A 19,325-nucleotide genomic window follows, 5' to 3' on the forward strand; every position below is an offset into this window, starting at 1 on the left:
AATGGCTCGGTGCCGGCCCTCAGGCCGTTTCGCGCAGGTGAAGCAGACGAGCCTCGAAACGCTGGGCGAGTTCGTCGGATGGTAGCGCACGACACACGAGCCAGCCCTGGATATGGTCGCAACCCATTTCCGTCAGCAGTGCGCGCTGGGCCTCGGTTTCGACGCCTTCGGCGACGAGTTCGAGGTCGAGCGTCTGCGCAAGTCCGACGACGGCCGACACGATCGCGCGATCATTGCGCGACGTCAACAAATTTTCGACGAAACTGCGGTCGATCTTCAGGCGGGCAAGCGGAAAACGTTGCAGGTAGGCGAGGCTGGAGTAGCCGGTGCCGAAGTCGTCGACGGCAAAACGAATCCCCAGCGCGGCCACCTCCTCGAGCAGGGCCTTGGCGCCGACCGGGTCGTGCATCAGCAGGCTCTCGGTGATCTCCAGCACGATGCGCTGCGGGCTGATGCCGGTCAGCGCGATCGCCTCGCGCACGCCCTGCACGAAGCGCGGGTCGCGGAACTGCTGCGGCGAGACGTTGACGGCCACGTATTCGAGCACGATGCCCTGGTCGTCCCAGGACACCAGCTGCATGCAGGCGGCCTTCAGCACCCAGTTGCCGAGGTAATGAATCAGGCCGATTGATTCCGCCAGCGGGATGAAGGTGGCGGGCGGCACCAGCCCGTGCACCGGGTGGTGCCAGCGGATCAGCGCCTCCACGCCGGCCACCGCGCCGCTGCGGCTTTCCGTGATCGGCTGGAAGTGCAGCGAGAATTCGCCGTTGCGCACGCCGTCGTAGAGATCGGATTCGAGCTTGAGCCGCTCGGCGTCGGTCGGATCGGCCGCGCTCTGGTGGAAGGCCAGGGTATTGCCGCCGAGCGCCTTGGCCTGCGTCAGCGCGTGGTCGGCGCGGCGCAGCAGCGGGCTGTGATGATGCGGGCGGGTGGCGGCCGGGCGCTCGTCCGGGTACAGCGCGATGCCGATGCTGGCCGACAGGTGCACCGACTGGCCGTCGTAGCGGTAGGGCGGCTGGATCGCCGCCTGCAGGCGCCGCGCCAGCGTCTGGGCGCGCTCGCGCGCGGCCTCGCGATCGGGCGCGTTGAACACGATCGCGAACTTGTCGCTGGCCACCCGGGCCAGCCGCTCCTCGTCGGCGATCGCGCCGCGCAGGCGCTGGGCGGTGTCGCGCAGCAGCATGTCGCCGGCGTCGTAGCCGAGCCCGCGATTGATGCGCTGGTAGTCGTCCAGGTCGAGCAGCAGCAGCGCCGCGCAGCGGCCGTCCTCGTCGGCCGCGCGCTGCGCCTCCATCAGCCCGGGGATCAGCGCCGACAGGTTGTCGAGCCCCGTCATCGGGTCGTGGTGCATCTCGTAGGTGAGGCGCGCCTCCAGCGCGCGCCAGGCCGACACGTCGAAGGCGGCGATCGCGTAGCCGTCGACGCCGGCGTGATGGCTGCGCACCGCGCGCAGTTCCACGTCGAGCGGATAGGTCAGCGACTTGACGATGCAGACCGTGGCCTTCTCGATATGGCCGGTCTGGCTCGCGCGGGCGAGCAAGGCCTCGAGCGTCGCGGTATCCTGCTCGGGGATCAGGTCGCGCAGGGTCAGCGTGCGCAGGTAGTCGCGGTGATAGCCGATGAAACGCAGGCTGGCTTCCGAGACGTAGAGGAAGCGCAGGTCGCGGTCGACGTGGGCAAGAAAATCGACCGCGCCGACGGTCTGTTCGAGCCAGTGGCGGACGGTATCATCGTCGCGTGGCGCGCTGGCCCGGGCTGGCATCAAGGCGCCGCCGGACCAGGCGAGTCGGCGCAGCGCGCGTAGGGCGTGACGCCAGGTGCGCTTGTGCGGCGACGTGTTCCTGTTGGCTTCCATGTTTCTCGCTGGCTGGTGAGGCTGGAACCGTTGGTTCGGTTGCAATAACGGCTATCGGCTCCGATTCTTTAGCCAGTGGTGCGGTACTGGTATGCAAATCGCTTGATTTGGCTGGCGATTCGTTCGACAGGCGAACGAGCGGGGGCGGGACACTCTCGGACTTTATTGAAAACGAGGAACAAAATGAAGCGGAAAATTCTGTCGACCCTGGCCGTGGCGGCGCTGGCCATGCACGCGCTGGCCGCGCAGGCGGTGCTGAAGGCGGGCGACGCGGCGCCCGATTTCACCACGCAGGCCTCGATCGGCGGCAAGACCTACGACTATTCGCTGGCCGACCAGTTGAAGAAGGGCCCGGTGGTGCTGTACTTCTACCCGGCCGCCTTCACCACCGGCTGCACCATCGAGGCCCATGCCTTCGCGGATGCGGTGGACGACTACAAGAAGTACGGCGCGACCGTGATCGGCGTGTCGGCCGACAAGATCGACACGCTGACCAAGTTCTCGGTCAGCGAGTGCCGCAGCAAATTCCCGGTGGCCGCCGACCCGGACGCGAAGATCATCCGCGAGTACGACGCCAAGCTGCCGGCCGTGGAGCGCGCCAACCGCGTGTCCTACGTGATTTCGCCCGAAGGCAAGGTGCTCTACGAGTACACCAGCATGTCGCCGGACAAGCACGTGGAGAACACCATGAACGCGGTCAAGGCCTGGGCGGCTGCCCACAAGACGCAGTAAGCGCGGCCGCGAGCCGGACGAAAAAAAGCGCCCCTCGGGCGCTTTTTTCATGGCGGGCAGGCCACGCGCTTCAGGCGCGCAAGGCCTGCTCGATCGGGCTGCCGCCGCCGATGAAGCCGATGATCTTGCGCGAGATGCCGAGCTTGATCGCCTCGACGGCGGCCCAGGCGACGTCCTGGCGCGCCACCGGCGTGGCGTCTTCCTGCCAGCGGTCGGTCAGCGCGATCTTGCCGACGCCGGGCTGGTCCGACAGCGGGCCGGGGCGCAGGATCACGTAGTCGACGCCGGAGGCGATCACGCGATCGTCGCCCTCGCGCTTCATGCGCGAGTAATGGGCCAGCTCGGCCGGGCCGCGCTCGGGTTGGTAGGCGCTCAGCGAGCTGATCACCACCAGTTTCTGCAGGTTGGCGGCCTTGGCGTATTCGGCGGCGCGGCCGACCGCGTCGCGGTCGATCGCGGCTTCCTGGGCCTCGCCTTCCGATTCGGCCGAGCCCGCCGCGTAGATCGCATGGCTGATGCCGCGGAACGCGGCCGAGAAATCGCCGTTCAGGTCGGCCACCACCGGATTCGCGCCGGGCAGGGCGAAGCCGGGCCGGCGCGCGAGCGCCGTCAGTTCGAAATCCCGCTGCTTGAGCAGCAGGTCCGCGAGCGCATGGCCGGTCCGGCCGGTCGCGCCGATCAGCAATACCTTCATCGACATGGAACCGCTCCTTCGTGACGCCGCATCCTCGCCGGCCGCGCCGGGCGACGCAGGATCCACCAGTGTATGCCGAATCCGTCCCCGCACGCAGGCGTGGGCGGTGGCGCCCGGCCGGATGGCCGAGGGCGGCGGATCGATCGATATCTTACAGAATGCCGACGGGAAAGCGACGGCGAGTAGCCGGCGGCGCGGCGGCCAGGAACAGGCGCAGCACGGCGGCCTCGTCGGCCTCGCGCGCGAGCGCGCGCATCGTCAGCGCCTCCGCTGCGAGCGGCGCCGCGGCGCGGGCGGTTTCCCGTTGCCTCATCGCGGCGCGCGCCTCATTCGCTCGCGCCGGCCGGCCGCGGCGGCGGCATGCGGCGCGCGCGGCGCCGCTCGGCGGCCACGCGGATGCGGTCCATGTACAGATAGACCACCGGCGTGGTGTAGAGCGTCAGCACCTGCGAGACGATCAGCCCGCCGACGATTGCGATGCCCAGCGGCGCGCGCAGCTCGGCGCCGTCGCCGTGCCCGAAGGCCAGCGGCAGCGCGCCGAGCATGGCGGCCATGGTGGTCATCATGATCGGCCGGAAGCGCAGCCGGCAGGCCTCGTGGATCGCGTCGAACGAGGAACGGCCCTGGCGGGTGGCCTCGATCGCGAAGTCCACCATCATGATCGCGTTCTTCTTGACGATGCCGATCAGCAGGATCACGCCGATCAGGCCGATGATGCCGAACTCGGTCTTGAACAGCAGCAGGCCGAGCAGGGCGCCCACCCCGGCCGAGGGCAGGGTGGAGAGGATCGTCACCGGGTGGATGTAGCTCTCGTAGAGCATGCCCAGCACGATGTAGATCGCCGCGATGGCCGCCGCGATCAGCAGCAGCTGGTCCTGCAGCGCCTTCTGGAAGGCCTGCGCGGTGCCCTGGAAGCTGCCGGTGATGGTGGGCGGCATGCCGAGCTCGGCCATGGTCTGGTAGATCACCCGGGTGGCGTCCGACAGCGCCACGCCCGGCGGCAGGTTGAAGGAGATGGTGGTGGCCACGAACAAACCTTGGTGGCTGACCGATAGCGGCGTGGTGGCCGGCCCGAAGCTGGCGATCGTCGAGAGCGGCACCATGGTCGACTTCGAGGTCGAGACCGCCGCGCCCGAGGAGGCGCTCGACTTGCCGGTCGCCGCGATCGAGTTGAGCGCCGCGTTGCGCGCCGAATCGGAGGCGATCGCCGCCGCGCTGCTGGTGCTGGTGCCGGCCGTGCCGGTGCCCGCCGCGCTGCCCGCCACGAAGGTGCCGGCGGTGGCGTTGGTGGAGGACGAGCCGCTGGCCGAGCCGCCGGTGGTGCTGATCCAGATCTGCTTGAGCATCTCGGGGTCCTGCCAATACTGCGGCGCGACCTCCATCACCACGTGGTACTGGTTCAGCGGGTTGTAGATGGTCGAGACCTGGCGCTGGCCGAAGGCGTCGTACAGCGTGTTGTCGATCTCGGCGGGCTGGATGTTCAGGCGCGCGGCGGTGGCGCGGTCGATGTTGACCATCGCCTCCAGGCCGCCCTGCTGCTGGTCGGAGTTGACGTCGGCCAACTGCGGCTTGCCCTGCAGCGCCTCGGTCAGCTTCGGCCCCCACTGGTAGAGCTCGGCGGTGGAGTCGCCGAACAGCGTGAACTGGTATTGCGCGTTCGACTGCCTGCCGCCCACGCGCAGGTCCTGGGCGGCCTGCAGGAAGGTGCGCGCGCCGGCCACGCGCGCCAGGCGCGGGCGCAGCTGGGCGATCACCTGGTCGGCCGAGAGCTTGCGGCCCGGCTTGTCCTTGAGGGTGATGAACATGAAGCCGGCATTGGTCGCGCGTCCGCCGCTGAAGCCGGCCACGGTGGCCACGTTCGGGTCCGATTGCACGATCTTCATCATCTCGGTGAACTTGAGCTTCATCGCCTGGAACGAGGTGGACTGGTCGGCCTGGATGCCGCCGATCAGCATGCCGGTGTCCTGCTGCGGGAAGAAGCCCTTGGGGATCTTCACGTAGAGCAGCACGTTCAGCGCGACGGTGGCCACCAGCGACAGGATGATGAGGCGTGGATGGCGCAGCGCCCACACCACGGTGACGTCGTAGCCGTGCTGCAGGCGCGCGAAGCCGCGCTCGAGCCAGCGTCCCACGCGTCCTTCCTCGCGCTTGGGATCGTGCTCGGGCAGCAGGCGCGCGCACATCATCGGCGTGAGCGTGAGCGAGACGAACAGCGAGACGAAGATCGCCAGCGACAGCGTCAGCGCGAACTCGCGGAACAGCCGCCCGACGATGCCGCTCATCAGCAGGATCGGCAGGAACACGGCCACCAGCGACAGGCTGATCGACAGCACCGTGAAGCCCACCTCGCGCGCGCCCTCGAAGGCGGCCTGCAGGCGCGGCTTGCCGCTCTCGATATGGCGCGAGATGTTCTCCAGCACCACGATCGCGTCGTCGACCACGAAGCCGGTGGCGACGATCAAGGCCATCAGCGAGAGGTTGTCGAGCGAGAAGCCGAGCAGGTACATCGCGCCGAAGGTGCCGATGATCGAGATCGGCACCGCCACGCTCGGGATCAGGGTGGCGCGCCAGTTGCGCAGGAACAGGAACACCACCATCACCACCAGGCCCACCGCGATCAGCAGGGTGTGCTCGGTATCGGTCAGCGAGGCGCGGATGGTGCGCGAGCGGTCCAGCACCGGCGCCACGTCGACGTCGGCCGGCATGCCGGCGGTGAGCTGCGGCAGCGAGGCCTTGACGCGATCCACCGCGTCGATGATGTTGGCGCCCGGCGAGCGGTAGAGGATCACCAGCACCGCCTTCTTGCCGTTGGCCAGGCCCACGTTGCGCAGGTCCTCGACCGAGTCGACCACGCTGCCCACGTCGTCGAGCCGCACCGCCGCGTTGTTGCGGTAGGCGATCACCAGGTCGCGGTACTGCGAAGCCTGCGAGGCCTGGTCGTTGGTATAGAGCTGGTAGTGGGTGGGCCCGTATTCGATCGCGCCCTTCGGGCTGTTGGCGTTGGCCGAGGCGAGCGCGGCGCGCACGTCCTCCAGGCCGATGCCGTAGTGGAACAGCGCGTGCGGCTCGAGCTCGATGCGCACCGCCGGGTTGGCCGAGCCCGACACGTCCACCTCGCCGATCCCCTCGATCTGCGAGAGCGCCTGCTGCAGCACGGTGGAGGCCGCGTCGTACAGGCGCGCCGGCGAGGCCGTGTCGGAGGTGACGGCCAGCACCATGATCGGCGAGTCGGCCGGGTTGACCTTCTTGTAGGTCGGGTTGCTCTTGAGGCTGGCGGGCAGGTCGGCGCGCGCCGCGTTGATGGCGGCCTGCACGTCGCGCGCGGCGCCGTCGATGTCGCGGTCCAGCCCGAACTGCAGGATGATGCGCGCGCTGCCCACCGAGCTGGTCGAGGTCATCTCGGTGACGTCGGCGATCGAGCCCAGGTGCCGCTCCAGCGGGCTGGTCACGCTGGTGGCGACCGTGTCGGGGCTGGCCCCGGGCAGCGAGGCCGACACCGAGATGGTCGGGAAGTCCACCTGCGGCAGCGGCGAGACCGGCAGCCTGACGAAGGCGAACAGGCCCGAGAGCGCGATCCCGAGCGCGAGCAGGGTGGTCGCGATCGGGCGCTCGATGAACAGGCGCGACAGGTTCATTTACGCGCCCGTTCCGTTGCCGCCGGCGGCCGGCCGGCGCCGTTCGAAGGCTTGCCGCACGCGGCGCGCCAGCGAATCGAAGCCGAGGTAGATCACCGGCGTGGTGAACAGCGTCAGCACCTGCGAGACGATCAGGCCGCCGGCGATCGCGATCCCCAGCGGCTGGCGCAGCTCCGAGCCCGCGCCCGAGCCGACGATCAGCGGCACCGCGCCGAGCAGGGCGGCCAGGGTGGTCATCAGGATCGGCCGGAAGCGCAGCAGGCAGGCCTGGTAGATCGCCTCGCGCGGCGACTTGCCTTCGTTGCGCTCGGCCTCGAGCGCGAAGTCGATCATCATGATCGCGTTCTTCTTGACGATGCCGATCAGGAGCACGATGCCGATGATGCCGATGATGTCGAGGTCGTGGCCGGTGATCATCAGCGCGAGCAGCGCGCCCACCCCGGCCGAGGGCAGGGTGGAGAGGATCGTGATCGGGTGGATGTAGCTCTCGTAGAGCACGCCCAGCACGATGTACATGGTCACGATCGCGGCCAGGATCAGGAACAGCTGGTTCGACAGCGAGGACTGGAAGGCCAGCGCCGCGCCCTGGAAGCGGGTCTGGAACGAGGCCGGCAGCCCGATCGCCTTCTCGGCGGCGGTGATGGCATTGACGCCCTCGCCCAGCGAGGCGCCCGGCGCGAGGTTGAAGGACACCGTGGCGGCCGGGAACTGGCCGAGGTGGGTGACCAGCAGCGGCGCGGGGCGTTCGTGGAACTTGGCGATCGAGGACAGCGGCACCTGGCCGCCGCCCGAGGCCGGCAGGTAGATGCTGTTGAGCGATTCCACGTAGTGCTGCATCTGCGGCTCGGCTTCCAGGATCACGCGGTACTGGTTCGACTGCGTGAAGATGGTCGAGACGATGCGCTGGCCGAAGGCGTCGTAGAGCGCGTTGTCGACGGTGGCCGGCGTGATGCCGAAGCGCGCCGCGGTGGCGCGGTCGATCTCGACATAGACCGACTTGCCGTTGGCCTGCAGGTCGGTGGCCACGTCGGCCAGCGAGGGCTCCTTCTGCAACTGCTGCATCAGCTTGGGCACCCAGGTGGCGAAGTCGTCGGGGTTCGGGCTGGTCAGCAGGAACTGGTACTGGGTCGGGCTGACCGTCGAGTCGATGGTCAGATCCTGCACCGGCTGCATGTAGAGCTGGATGCCGGGCAGGTTCGCCACCTGCTTTTGCAGGTCGCGGATGATCTGCGTGGCCGATTCGCTGCGATCGTCGCGGTTCTTCAGGTTGATCAGCATGCGCCCGCTGTTGAGCGTGATGTTCGAGCCGTCCACGCCGATGAAGGAGGTCAGGCCGTCGACGTTCGGGTTCTTCAGGACCTCGGCGGCCAGCGCCTGCTGCCGCTCGGCCATCGAGCCGTAGGAGACCGCCTGCGGCGCCTGGGTGATGGCCTGGATCACGCCGGTGTCCTGCACCGGGAAGAAGCCCTTGGGCACGTACACGTAGAGCAGGGCGGTCAGCGCCAGGGTCAGCAGGGCCACCACCAGGGTCGAGCGCTCGCGCTCCAGCACCCAGCGCAGCGCCGTGCCGTAGCGCGCGATCACCTTGTCGATCACCACGTGCACGCGCGTCTCGAAGCGGTGCTCGCCCTTGGGCGGGGTGTGGCGCAGCAGCTTGGCGCACATCATCGGCACCAGGGTCAGCGAGACCACCGCCGAGATCACGATGGTCACCGCCAGGGTGATCGCGAACTCGTGGAACAGCCGGCCCACCACGTCGCCCATGAACAGCAGCGGGATCAGCACCGCGATCAGCGAGACCGTCAGCGAGATGATGGTGAAGCCGATCTGTTTCGAGCCCTTGAGCGCGGCCTCCAGCGGCCCATCGCCTTCCTCCACGTAGCGGGCGATGTTCTCGATCATCACGATCGCGTCGTCGACCACGAAGCCGGTGGCGATGGTCAGCGCCATCAGCGAGAGGTTGTTCAGCGAGAAGCCGGCCAGGTACATCACCGCCAGCGTGCCGATCAGCGAGAGCGGCACCGACAGGCTCGGGATGATGGTCGCGTAGATGTTGGCCAGGAACAGGTACATCACCAGCACCACCAGCACCACCGCCAGCGCCAGCTCGAACTGCACGTCGCGTACCGCGGCGCGGATCATGGTGGTGCGGTCGGTGACGATCTGCACGTCGAGCGCGGCCGGCAGCGTCTCCTGCAGCTTGGGCAGGATCGCCTTGATCGCGTCGACGGTCTGGATCACGTTGGCGCCCGGCTGGCGCTGCACGTTGACGATGATCGCGGGCTCGGAATCGACCCAGGCGCCGAGCTTGGTGTTCTCGGTGCCGGCGATCACCTTGGCCACGTCGGTCAGCATCACCGGGCGGCCGTTCTTGTAGGCCACCACCGCGTCGTTGTACTGGTCGGCGCTGGTCAGCTGGTCGTTGGCGTTGATCGTGTAGGCGCGCGTCGGGCCGTCGAAGTTGCCCTTCGGCGTGTTGACGTTGAGGTTCGAGATGGTGGTGCGCAGGTCGTCCAGGTTCAGGCCGTATTGCGCCAGCGCCAGCGGGTTGGCCTGGATCCGCACCGCCGGCCGGTTGCCGCCCGACAGGCTCACCAGGCCCACGCCCGAGACCTGCGAGATCTTCATCGCCAGGCGCGTGTCGGTCAGGTCCTGCACCTGCGAGAGCGGCAGGGTCTTGGAGGTGATCGCCAGCGTCAGGATCGGCGCGTCGGCCGGGTTGACCTTGGCGTAGATCGGCGGCGCGGGCAGGTCCGAGGGCAGCAGGTTGCCGGCCGCGTTGATGGCGGCCTGCACTTCCTGCTCGGCGATGTCCAGCGGCAGGTCCAGGCTGAACTGCAGGGTGATCACCGAGGCGCCGGCCGAGCTCTGCGAGGACATCTGGTTCAGCGAGGGCATCTGGCCGAACTGGCGCTCCAGCGGCGCGGTCACCGAGGAGGTCATCACCTCGGGGCTCGCGCCGGGGTAGAAGGTCTGCACCTGGATGGTCGGGTAGTCGACCTCGGGCAGCGCGGCCAGCGGCAGGAAGCGCAGCGAGACCAGGCCGGCCAGCATGATGGCCGCCATCAGCAAGGCGGTGCCGACCGGGCGAAGAATGAATAGACGTGACGGATTCATCGATCAGGCGTCGTCATTGCGCGGCGGATTGGGACGCGCCGTGATGGCGATGGCCGTGCGCGCCCGAGGCGCCCGAGGCGGCATGCGCGGCCGAGGCCCCCGAGGCACCGCTGGTGCCCTTCGGATGCTCGGCCGGGATGGTGATCTTGGCGCCCTCGCGCAGCCGGTCGACGCCGTCGGTGACCACCCGCTCGCCCACCTGCACGCCCTCGGCGATGCTGGTGCGCTCGCCGTCCACCGGGCCCGGCTTGACCTTGCGCACCGTGACCGTGTTGTCGGGCTTGACGATATAGACGAACTGGCCGATCGAGCCGGTCTGCACCGCGGCGGTCGGCACGATCACCGCGTCCTTCAGCGTGTCCACCAGCAGGCGCGTGTTGACGAACTGATTCGGGAACAGCAGGTTGTTCTTGTTGGCGAAGGTCGCGCGCAGCTTGACGGTGCCGGTGGTGGTGTCGATCTGGTTGTCGAAGGTTTCCAGCGAGCCGGCTTCGAGCGGCACCGTGTTGTTGCGGTTGTAGGCCGTCACCGACAGCGACTGGCCGGCATTGACCTGCTTCAGGATCGGCGGGAGGTTGTCCTCCGAGGTGGTGAAGATCACGCTCATCGGCTGCAGCTGGGTGATCACCACCAGGCCGTTGGTGTCGCCCGGCGTCACGTAGTTGCCGGCATCCACCTGGCGCAGGCCGACGCGGCCCGAGACGGGCGCGGTCACGCGCGCGTAGGTCAGGTTCAGCTTGGCCGAGTCGATCGAGGCCTGGTCAGTCTTCACGGTACCTTCGTACTGCTTGACCAGCGAGGCCTGCGTGTCGGCCTGCTGGCCCGAGATCGAGTCCTGCGCGAGCAGCGTCTGGTAGCGCTTGAGGTCCAGGCGCGCGGTGGCCAGCAGCGCCTGGTCGCGCGCCAGCGTGCCTTCGGCGGTCTCGAGCGCGACCTGGTAGGGGCGCGGGTCGATCTGCACCAGCACGTCGCCCTTCTTGACCATCTGCCCTTCGGTGAAGTTGACCGACTGCAGGTAGCCCGACAGTTGCGTCTTCACCGTCACGGTGGCCAGCGGCGTGACCGTGCCGAGCGCGGACAGCACGATCGGCATCTCGCCGCGCGAGGCGGTGGCCACCTGCACCGGCTGCGGCTGGTTGGCGAAGTCGGCCGGGCCGCCGTGGCGGCGTCCGCCGCCCTGGCCGGCCTGCTGGCCGTTGGCCGGCGCCTCGTTCTTCTTCCACGGATGCCACCACAGCAGCGCGCCCCCGATCACGACGAGCGCGGCCACGCCGATCGCGATCGGCCGGCGGCGCTTGCGCGGCGCCGGATCCTGCGGCGGAGGGGCGGGGGAGCGAGGCGTTTGCGATTCCTGATTGTTCATGTTCGATCTGGCTGACGCTGGCGTGAGCGGGCGTGGGAGGCGTCGTGCGCGGGTGCGCCAGGCAGGCGCGCCACGTCGGACGGCGAAAGAGCGGAGCGTCGGGCGGGCAGCGCCCCGGCGCGAGGTTGCATGATGCTACGTTGCGAGCCGGCCTATCGTCCAGAGGACTTTCTTTCAACGGTTTACTGGGGTAACCACATGTTTTTTTGTCGTGACGATCGGGTGACGCGAGCTTGACGATTGGCTGACGGCGGGCGCGGGCCGGCCGGCCCCGCTGCCGGCGGGGCGCGCACCGACATGGCGCCGACGCGGCGGCCCCATACGATGTCGTGTCGCGCCAGGCGAAGCGGGCGGCGCCGGCCAGCCCGCCGGCGCCGCCCGCTCATTTCGATTTGGTCGTGCCGAGCCGTGCTCCGGCAAGATGGCGGTCGCCGTCGGCCGGGCCGGCTGGCGGCCGTGGCGGGGCTTCAGCCGCGCCGCGTCGGCACCGCGCCGCCGATCTCGCGCGTGATCTTGGCGATGCATTCGTGCATGGCGGGCACCGCTGTTTCGAGCAGCCACTCGGGCGGGTACTGCTGGGCGGCGCCGCCGCAATTGACGGCGTAGCGCTGGCCCGAGGGGCCGACGAAACCGGCCGCGATGGCGTTGAGCCCGTCGCGCCATTCGCCGATCGCCAGCGAGTAGCCGTTGCGCAGCGTGTCGTCGAGGGCCGAGTTCAGGCGGGCCACCACCAGCGGCCAGTCGTCGCCGTGGGCGGCCTGCAGGGCGCCGAGCAGCTCGCGCCGCTCGCCTTCCTCGAGCGCGGCCAGGTAGGCACGGCCCACCGCGGTGCGGGCGATGTCCATCCGCGAGCCGATCTCGAGCCGCGTGACGAGCACCGCCGAGCGCGGCCGGATCACGTCGATCGCGACCATGTCGAGCCGGTCGCGCACGGCGAGATGGACCGACAGCGAGGTGCGCTCGGCCAGCTCGATCAGGAACGGCCGCGAGCGCGCGCGGATGTCGAAGTTGCGCAGGAAGCCGTTGCTCAGCTCGAGCACCGACGCGGTCAGCACGAAGCGCTCGCTGTCGGGCAGCCGGAACAGGAAACCGGCGCTCACCAGGGTGGCGGTGATGCGCGAGACGGTCGGCTTGGGGATACCTGTTAATTCTGTCAGTTCGCGGTTGCTGACGGGAGCATCGGCGGCAGCGATCCGGCGCAGCACCGCGAGCCCCCGGGCGAGCGCCGAGATCTCGTCGGTGGAGGATTCCCGATCGCGCGCGGCAGCGGCTGCGTTATTCAATATCGACACGGAACACTCTCTTTTTTCCGAAACAAAATTTCAAAATTTCCGAAATAGTACGACAAATGCCGAGCCATGCACATTTGATGAGCAACATCTCATGTCGTGAGATATTGCCGAATGGCCCCTGTTTTCCAAGGTTAAATCCGGCCGGCATGTCGCAAAATTCGCAACGGGACTGTATTTTTCGCTTGACTTGTCCTCGGGAAACGGAAAAAATGTACCTGAATTTCGAAACAACGTTTCGCCAGATTTACCGATAACGTGGTTTCGATGCAGTCTCTCAGGTTCTAGCACGGCCCTCGGAATGGCTAGAACTTTTTTAGCGCCACGGTCCCCCGTGGCGCTTTTTTTTTGCCCCGATCGTCGGAAGCTGATTTCCCAAATGTTGGGATTTTCGACCGAAACGAGCTTGCCGGGGCGCGCCTGGCCCGCGGGGCAAAAGCGCAGCTTACACCGTGGCCACGGCCGCGGGCCGTGCCTGGCGCGCACACAAAGCCGACAAAAAGAAAAAAGCGCGCTGTCGGGATCGACAGCGCGCGGCAACGGCCGGGAAGGCCGCGACGGATGAAACGATGTTTCAGGATTGTGAACAGGACGGTCGGTCAGCGAGCCGGCTGCCCTGCTCGCGCCCTCAAGCCTTGCCGAGCTGGATGCCGGTCGCCTCGGCCGTCAGGTAACCGACGCTGGCGCCGAAACGATCCTTGTAATTGCTTCGCACCAGCGGGTCCAGGGTGGCCTTCACCTTGTCGTGCAGCGGCGATTCCCAATCGCCCACGTGCTGGAAGTTGCTCATGATGTAGGTCCAGCCGTTGATCTCGTCGACCGCGTGCAGGCCCGTCGATTCCGCCCCGGACGGGCAGGACAGCACGCGCGAGAGGGTCTTGGTGTCGACGTTGTAGGCCCACAGGAAGTTGTTCACGTGCATCCCGGAATCCTCGCCGATGAACAGCGTGCGCAGCTTCTGCGAGAACTTCAGGTTGTCCGGGTTGGCGATCTTGTCGGCATTGGCGGTATTGCCGAGCGCGTCGGCGGCGGCCAGGTCCTCGCCGACCAGCGCGGCCGGCGCGCTCATGTCGACCGGCACCCATTCGCTGTCGATCGCGGTGCCCGCGCTGTCGCGCTGGCCGCCCTTCAGGTTCAGCGCATAGACGGCGCCCGCCGAGATCTTCCGGTCCACCGCCACGTCGCGCGAGAGCGCGTTGCCCTTGACCATCGAGGTCTCGACGCGCGACATCGCCGTGTAGACCACCTTGTCCTTCGCGTCGACCGTGGTGCCCTCCAGCTTGGTGAAGCCCATGCTGCCGCCGATCAGCGCGGCGTAGCGGTGCGTCTCCAGGAAGGCCGCGGCCTTCTCCATGCCCGGCTTGATGCGCATCCAGTTGAACTTGCCGCCGAAGTGGATCTTCGTGTACGAGGCGTCGTTCGGATCGGCGGTGGCCAGGTCCATGATGTCGGCGGCCTTCAGCGTATTGGCGAGCGCCTCGATCTCGTCGCTGCCGGCGTGGCCGATGCGGATCCAGCTCAGCGTGGCCGCGCCGGCGCCGGCCGAGCTGGTCTGGTTCCACTTCGCCACGTAGAGTGTGCCGGCCGAGAGGTCGGCCGCCTTGTCGGCGATGAACATGAACAGGCCGCCGTTGGTGGCGTCGTCGCCCATCATCACGGTGCGCTGGTCCGGCATCACCTGGATCAGCTCGTGCGAGATCCGGCCCAGGCAGTAATGCTTCCTGATGCTGCCGGTGCCGTCGGGGTTGACCGTCACCTCGGGCAGGTGGCCGTAGTGATAGGGATTGGCCGCCGTGGGGCTGCCGAAGGTGTTCTGGCTGTAGGCGAGGAACTGCTTGTCGGTGGCGGCGAGGGTCGCGTCCGGCTCGTATTCCTCGCTCGACAGATGGGTGTTCCAGGGCGACAGGCTCGCGCCGCAGGTGATCCACAGGCCATGCGCCTTCGAGGTGTCGACGTTGTGGTACTTGACCAGCGTGAGCGCGCCGGTGGCCGGGTCCTGGTCGAGCGTCAGCACCGCGATCGGCGAGGGCAGCTGGCCGTAGGTCGAGTCGCCGTTCTGGTTGCGCGTGGTGTATTCGAACTGCACCACCGCGAACACCGGCTTGCCCTTCACGCCCGGCACCTTGGCGTTGGCCAGCGTGAGCAGCGAGCTGCCGTCCGGGCAGTCCGAGTAGAACTGGCGCTCGCTGCCGGCCTTCGAGCTGTCGACGATCGGGCGATTGTTGATGTCGTAGTAGCCGCCGGCCAGGATGGTGCCGCCGGCGCCGTTCGGCACCAGGTCGCCGGTGGTGAAGAAGGGCTTGTAGGCCAGCTTGTAGTCGCGTGCGCTGCCGTCGGTGAAGGACACCTTCAGCGTCGAGCCCACCGTGGTGGTGGCCATCGCCGCCGGATTGGCCAGCGTGGGCGCTGCCATCGAGACGAAGCTGGCGGCCGCGAAGGAGGCCGCCGGGGTGGTGCCGCCGCCGGGGTTGCCCGCTGCCGGCGGGGTGTCGTCGTCGCCGCCGCAGCCGGACAGCAGCGCGGGCAGGGCGAGGCCGCCGAGCGGCAGCATCGGGGCGCCGACGAGGAGCTTCAGGGCCTGGCGTCGGGAGGTTTTGGGCAGCGCGGTCATGGGGTGTCCGGTTGTTGTGGTCGATCGAAACGGCCTTCGTTTGTCATGCAATGGAAAGCATATCGAAGGATTTTGGAAAACTGGACGCGAGTGTAGGTGCGCTTCGTGAAAGTTTTTTGAATGCTGAATGTATTGATTTCGGAATCTTGGAGGGCGCAGGGCGAGGCGGCGGTGGGCCCGGGCATGTGGCGAGGGGCAGCGGCCGGGCGACGCGATCGTGCCTGGAGAGCCGCGTCGCGGCCGGGGAGGCGGACAGGAGCCGGTGACGAGGGCCGTCGACGGGAAGGGCAGGCGTGGCGGGGGGGAGCGGGAAGAGCGTGAGGCGGCGGGCAGGAAGGCGGGCGGCGCCCGGCTTCCTGCCCGCGAAGCGGGCGAGCGCAGGCGCCGTCTAATCCCGTTCTGGCGTGGCCGAGATGCGATGGATCGACAGGTCGGCGCCGTCGAATTCGGCTTCCTGGTCGAGCCGCAACCCGAGCGACACCTTCAGCACGCCGTACACCAGCGTGCCGCCGAGCAGGGCGACGGCGATGCCGCCCAGCGTGCCCACCAGTTGCGAGAGGAAGGACACGCCGCCGAAGCCGCCCAGCGCCGGCTGGCCGAACACGCCGGCGGCCAGCCCGCCGAGCGCGCCGCACAGGCCGTGCAGCGGCCACACGCCGAGCACGTCGTCGATGCGCCAGCGGTTCTGCACGCAGGTGAACATCACCACGAACAGCGCGCCGGCGGCCGCGCCCGTCACCAGCGCGCCGAGCGGATGCATCACGTCGGAGCCCGCGCAGACCGCCACCAGCCCCGCCAGCGGCCCGTTGTAGGTGAAGCCCGGATCGTTGCGGCCGGCGAACCAGGCGGCCAGCGTGCCGCCCACCATCGCCATCAGCGAGTTGACGGCCACCAGGCCGCTGATCTTGTCGAGCGTCTGCGCGCTCATCACGTTGAAGCCGAACCAGCCTACCGCCAGCACCCAGGCGCCGAGCGCGAGGAAGGGGATGTTCGAGGGCGGATGCGCGGCGATCCGGCCGTCCTTCGAGTAGCGGCCGTGGCGCGCGCCGAGCAGGATCACGGCCGGCAGCGCGATCCAGCCGCCGAAGGCATGCACCACCACCGAGCCGGCGAAATCGTGGAAGGGCGCGCCGAAGGCGTGCGCGAGCCAGTCCTGGATGCCGAAGCGGTCGTTCCAGGCGATGCCCTCGAAGAACGGGTAGACCAGCCCGACGATCACCGAGGTGGCGATCAGTTGCGGGTTGAACTTGGCGCGCTCGGCGATGCCGCCCGAGACGATCGCCGGGATCGCCGCGGCGAAGGTCAGCAGGAAGAAGAAGCGCACCAGGGCGTAGCCGTTGTGCTGGGCCAGCGTGCCGATGTCGTCGAAGAACTCCACGCCGTAGGCGACCGTGTAGCCGACGAAGAAGTAGGCGATGGTCGAGACCGAGAAGTCGACCAGGATCTTGACCAGGGCATTGACCTGGTTCTTCTTGCGCACCGTCCCCAGCTCGAGGAAGGCGAAACCCGCGTGCATGGCGAGCACCATGGCTGCACCGAGAAGGAGAAATAAGGTGTCGCCGGCCGTTTTCAGACTGTCCATCCTGTTGCCCGTGTTTGCTCGAAAAGAGGGCATGTCGAGCAAGATTCGGGCCAATCAGGTGAAACGATGCGTGAAATCGGTGCGAGCCGCACCGTGTCGGGACGGTGACGCGCGAGCGGCTCGGTGGGTCGATGGCGTGTCGCGCGCCAGGCACGTGCGTGGTGCCGGCGCATGTCTGGAAGTGGTGCGAGTCTGCTGCTTGATGGTGCGCGGGATGCGCGTGCGTACGATTCCGGTGCGCCTGATATCTACCGCCAGGCGCGACTCCGCGCCCAGCGGCGTCAATGCGCCGAGAACAGGCGGCGCGGGCGCAGCAGGCGCCAGCCGAGGCGCGCGCAGCACGCCGACAGCGCGACGCACAGCAGGGCGGCCAGCAGCAGGGCAGGCACCGGGGGCAGGGCCGGTTCGTCGAGCCAGTCGAATGGCGCGAGCACGCCCTGCGTCACGATCAGCGCGGCGGCCCACAGGCCCGCCACCGCCAGCGATAGCAGCCGCGCGGCGTGCCGGCGCCGGCGCCGCTCGCCCGCATCGGGCCAGGCGAGCCGCGCGCGCCGGCAGAAGGCGAAGGTCAGGCCCAGCGCGACAGCCAGCACCAGCAGCCAGTCGAGGACATCCATCATGCAGGGAACCCAGGGGCGGAATCGATGACGCGATCGACTATAGGCAGGCCGTCGACCCCCGCCTATCAGTCGAATCCGAAAGATTTCGCGCCCGGTCTGAAAGCAATTGTCAGCTTGATGCAGCGCCGGTCCCCGCCCGTCGTATCATCGCGATTCCCGTATCGAGAGAGCGCAGGCACGCGCCAGACATCATGAAGCTTTCCTCCCGTTTTTCGGTCCGCCCGATCCCCGGCCTGCCGGCAGCCCGCGCGCTCGCCTCGCTCGCCGTCGCCGGCCTCGCCGCGTTCACGCTGGCCGGCTGCGACAAGCCCGCCTCGAACGCGTCCGCGCCCGATCACGCCGCCAGCGCGGTGGCCGCCTGCGTCTCGCGGGCCTCCACCTCGATGCCGATCTGCCGCTCGCGCGCGATGATGGCCTGCTCGGTCTCGAGCGCCTCGATGCGCTTGAGGGTGTCGTCGATCTCGGCCGGCACCGCGTGCTGGCTGATCGCCACGCGCGCGCAGGCGGTGTCGAGCAGGCTGACCGACTTGTCGGGCAGCTGGCGCGCCGGGATGTAGCGATGCGAGAGCTTGACGGCGGCCTCCAGCGCCTCGTCGAGCACCTGCACGCGGTGGTGGCGCTCCATCACGCTGGCCACGCCGCGCATCATCAGGACCGCCTTGGCCTCGTCGGGCTCGTCCACCGGCACGGTCTGGAAGCGCCGCGTGAGCGCCGGGTCCTTCTCGATGTGCTTGCGGTACTCGGCCCAGGTGGTGGCGCCGATGGTGCGCAGGTTGCCGCGCGCCAGGGCCGGCTTGAGCAGGTTGGCCGCGTCGCCGGTGCCGGCCGCGCCGCCCGCGCCCACCAGCGTGTGGGCCTCGTCGATGAACAGGATCACCGGGCGCGGCGAGGCCTGCACCTCGTCGATCACCTGGCGCAGGCGGTTCTCGAACTCGCCCTTCATGCTCGCACCGGCCTGCAGCAGGCCGATGTCGAGCGTGCGCACCTGTACGTCCTTGAGCGCCGGCGGCACGTCGCCGCGCGCGATGCGCAGCGCGAAACCCTCCACCACGGCGGTCTTGCCCACGCCCGCCTCGCCCACCAGCATCGGATTGTTCTGGCGGCGCCGCATCAGGATGTCGACCACTTGCCGGATCTCGCCGTCGCGGCCGACGATCGGGTCGATGCGGCCCTCGCGCGCCTGCGCGGTGAGATCCACGGTGAACTGCTGCAGGGCCTGCTGGCGGCCCATCTGGGCCGGCGCCAGCGCGCCGCTGGCCTCGCCCGGCGCGGCCCCCGCCGCGCCCGCTGCGCCCACTGCGTCGGCGCGGAAGCCGTCGGTGGCGCCCAGGCTGTCCTCGGGCGAGCCGGCCACGATCGCGGCGAACTCGTCGGCCAGCGTCTCGGGCCTGAGCTTGCCGAACTCGGCCGAGACCGCCTGCAGCGCGTGGCGCAGATGGCGCGTGCGCAGCATGCCGACCAGCAGGTAGCCGGTGCGCACCTGGGCCTCGCCGAACATCAGAGTGGCGAACACCCAGCCGCGCTCGACCGCCTCCTCCACCTCGGAGGACAGGTCGGAGATGGTGGTGCTGCCGCGCGGCAGGCGCTCCAGCGCGGCCGTCACGTCGCGCGCCAGGTTCGAGGGGTTGAGCCCGAAGTGGCGCACGATGCGATGCAGGTCGGAATCCTGCGCCTGCAGGATCTGGTGGATCCAGTGCACCAGCTCCACGTTGGGGTTGCCGCGCAGCTTGCAGAACACGGTGGCGCTTTCGATGCCCCGGTAGGCGATCGCGTTGAGCTTGCCGAACAAGGCGCCGCGACTGATCTCGGCCATGATGTCCATCCTGT

At 68.6% G+C, this 19,325-nt stretch carries 11 protein-coding genes and 1 pseudogene; 1 reads left to right on the forward strand and 11 read right to left on the reverse strand.

The window, feature by feature from the left end; all coding sequences use genetic code 11:
- Window positions 1-19: 19 nt before the first annotated feature.
- Window positions 20-1,762, reverse strand: a complete 1,743-nt coding sequence (cdpA, locus tag F3J18_RS03710; protein ID WP_200873221.1) for a cyclic di-GMP phosphodiesterase CdpA — start codon at window positions 1,760-1,762, stop codon at window positions 20-22.
- A gap of 276 nt (window positions 1,763-2,038) precedes the next feature.
- Between cdpA and F3J18_RS03715 the strand changes: the two genes are divergently transcribed.
- Entirely contained in the window at window positions 2,039-2,587 is a 549-nt protein-coding gene (locus F3J18_RS03715) for a peroxiredoxin (protein ID WP_025099717.1), read from the forward strand.
- A 70-nt stretch (window positions 2,588-2,657) separates the two neighbouring features.
- Here the strand turns inward: F3J18_RS03715 and F3J18_RS03720 are convergent, their stop codons facing one another.
- The 10 genes and pseudogenes from F3J18_RS03720 to F3J18_RS03765 form a co-directional block, all read right to left on the reverse strand.
- Entirely contained in the window at window positions 2,658-3,287 is a 630-nt protein-coding gene (locus tag F3J18_RS03720) for an SDR family oxidoreductase (RefSeq protein WP_166911401.1), read from the reverse strand.
- Between the two features lie 145 nt (window positions 3,288-3,432).
- Window positions 3,433-3,594 carry a hypothetical protein gene (locus F3J18_RS03725; protein WP_166911403.1) on the reverse strand — a complete coding sequence of 54 codons (162 nt, stop codon included), beginning with the start codon at window positions 3,592-3,594 and terminating at the stop codon, window positions 3,433-3,435.
- A 13-nt stretch (window positions 3,595-3,607) separates the two neighbouring features.
- Window positions 3,608-6,916, reverse strand: coding sequence for an efflux RND transporter permease subunit (locus F3J18_RS03730; protein WP_166911405.1), 3,309 nt, complete (start codon window positions 6,914-6,916; stop codon window positions 3,608-3,610).
- Window positions 6,917-10,033 (reverse strand): MdtB/MuxB family multidrug efflux RND transporter permease subunit, encoded by a 3,117-nt coding sequence (locus F3J18_RS03735; protein WP_166911407.1) that lies wholly within the window; start codon window positions 10,031-10,033, stop codon window positions 6,917-6,919. It abuts the gene before it with no gap.
- A gap of 13 nt (window positions 10,034-10,046) precedes the next feature.
- Window positions 10,047-11,396: an MdtA/MuxA family multidrug efflux RND transporter periplasmic adaptor subunit gene (locus F3J18_RS03740; RefSeq protein ID WP_166911409.1), complete on the reverse strand. Its 1,350-nt coding sequence runs from the start codon at window positions 11,394-11,396 to the stop codon at window positions 10,047-10,049.
- Window positions 11,397-11,863: 467 nt separating this feature from the next.
- A complete protein-coding gene (locus tag F3J18_RS03745) occupies window positions 11,864-12,688 on the reverse strand; it encodes an IclR family transcriptional regulator (protein ID WP_013697196.1) in 825 nt (274 codons plus the stop codon).
- Between the two features lie 625 nt (window positions 12,689-13,313).
- A complete protein-coding gene (locus F3J18_RS03750) occupies window positions 13,314-15,296 on the reverse strand; it encodes an alkaline phosphatase PhoX (RefSeq protein WP_166911411.1) in 1,983 nt (660 codons plus the stop codon).
- A 388-nt stretch (window positions 15,297-15,684) separates the two neighbouring features.
- Entirely contained in the window at window positions 15,685-16,878 is a 1,194-nt protein-coding gene (locus F3J18_RS03755) for an ammonium transporter (protein ID WP_025099724.1), read from the reverse strand.
- A 281-nt stretch (window positions 16,879-17,159) separates the two neighbouring features.
- Entirely contained in the window at window positions 17,160-17,498 is a 339-nt protein-coding gene (locus F3J18_RS03760; protein ID WP_166911413.1) for a hypothetical protein, read from the reverse strand.
- A 376-nt stretch (window positions 17,499-17,874) separates the two neighbouring features.
- Window positions 17,875-19,311 (reverse strand): annotated as a pseudogene (locus tag F3J18_RS03765) (AAA family ATPase); the annotation flags it as partial.
- Between the last annotated feature and the right edge of the window lie 14 nt (window positions 19,312-19,325).

The organism is Burkholderia sp. Ax-1720 (genome assembly GCF_011753035.1).
Taxonomy (GTDB): Bacteria; Pseudomonadota; Gammaproteobacteria; order Burkholderiales; family Burkholderiaceae; genus Burkholderia; species Burkholderia gladioli.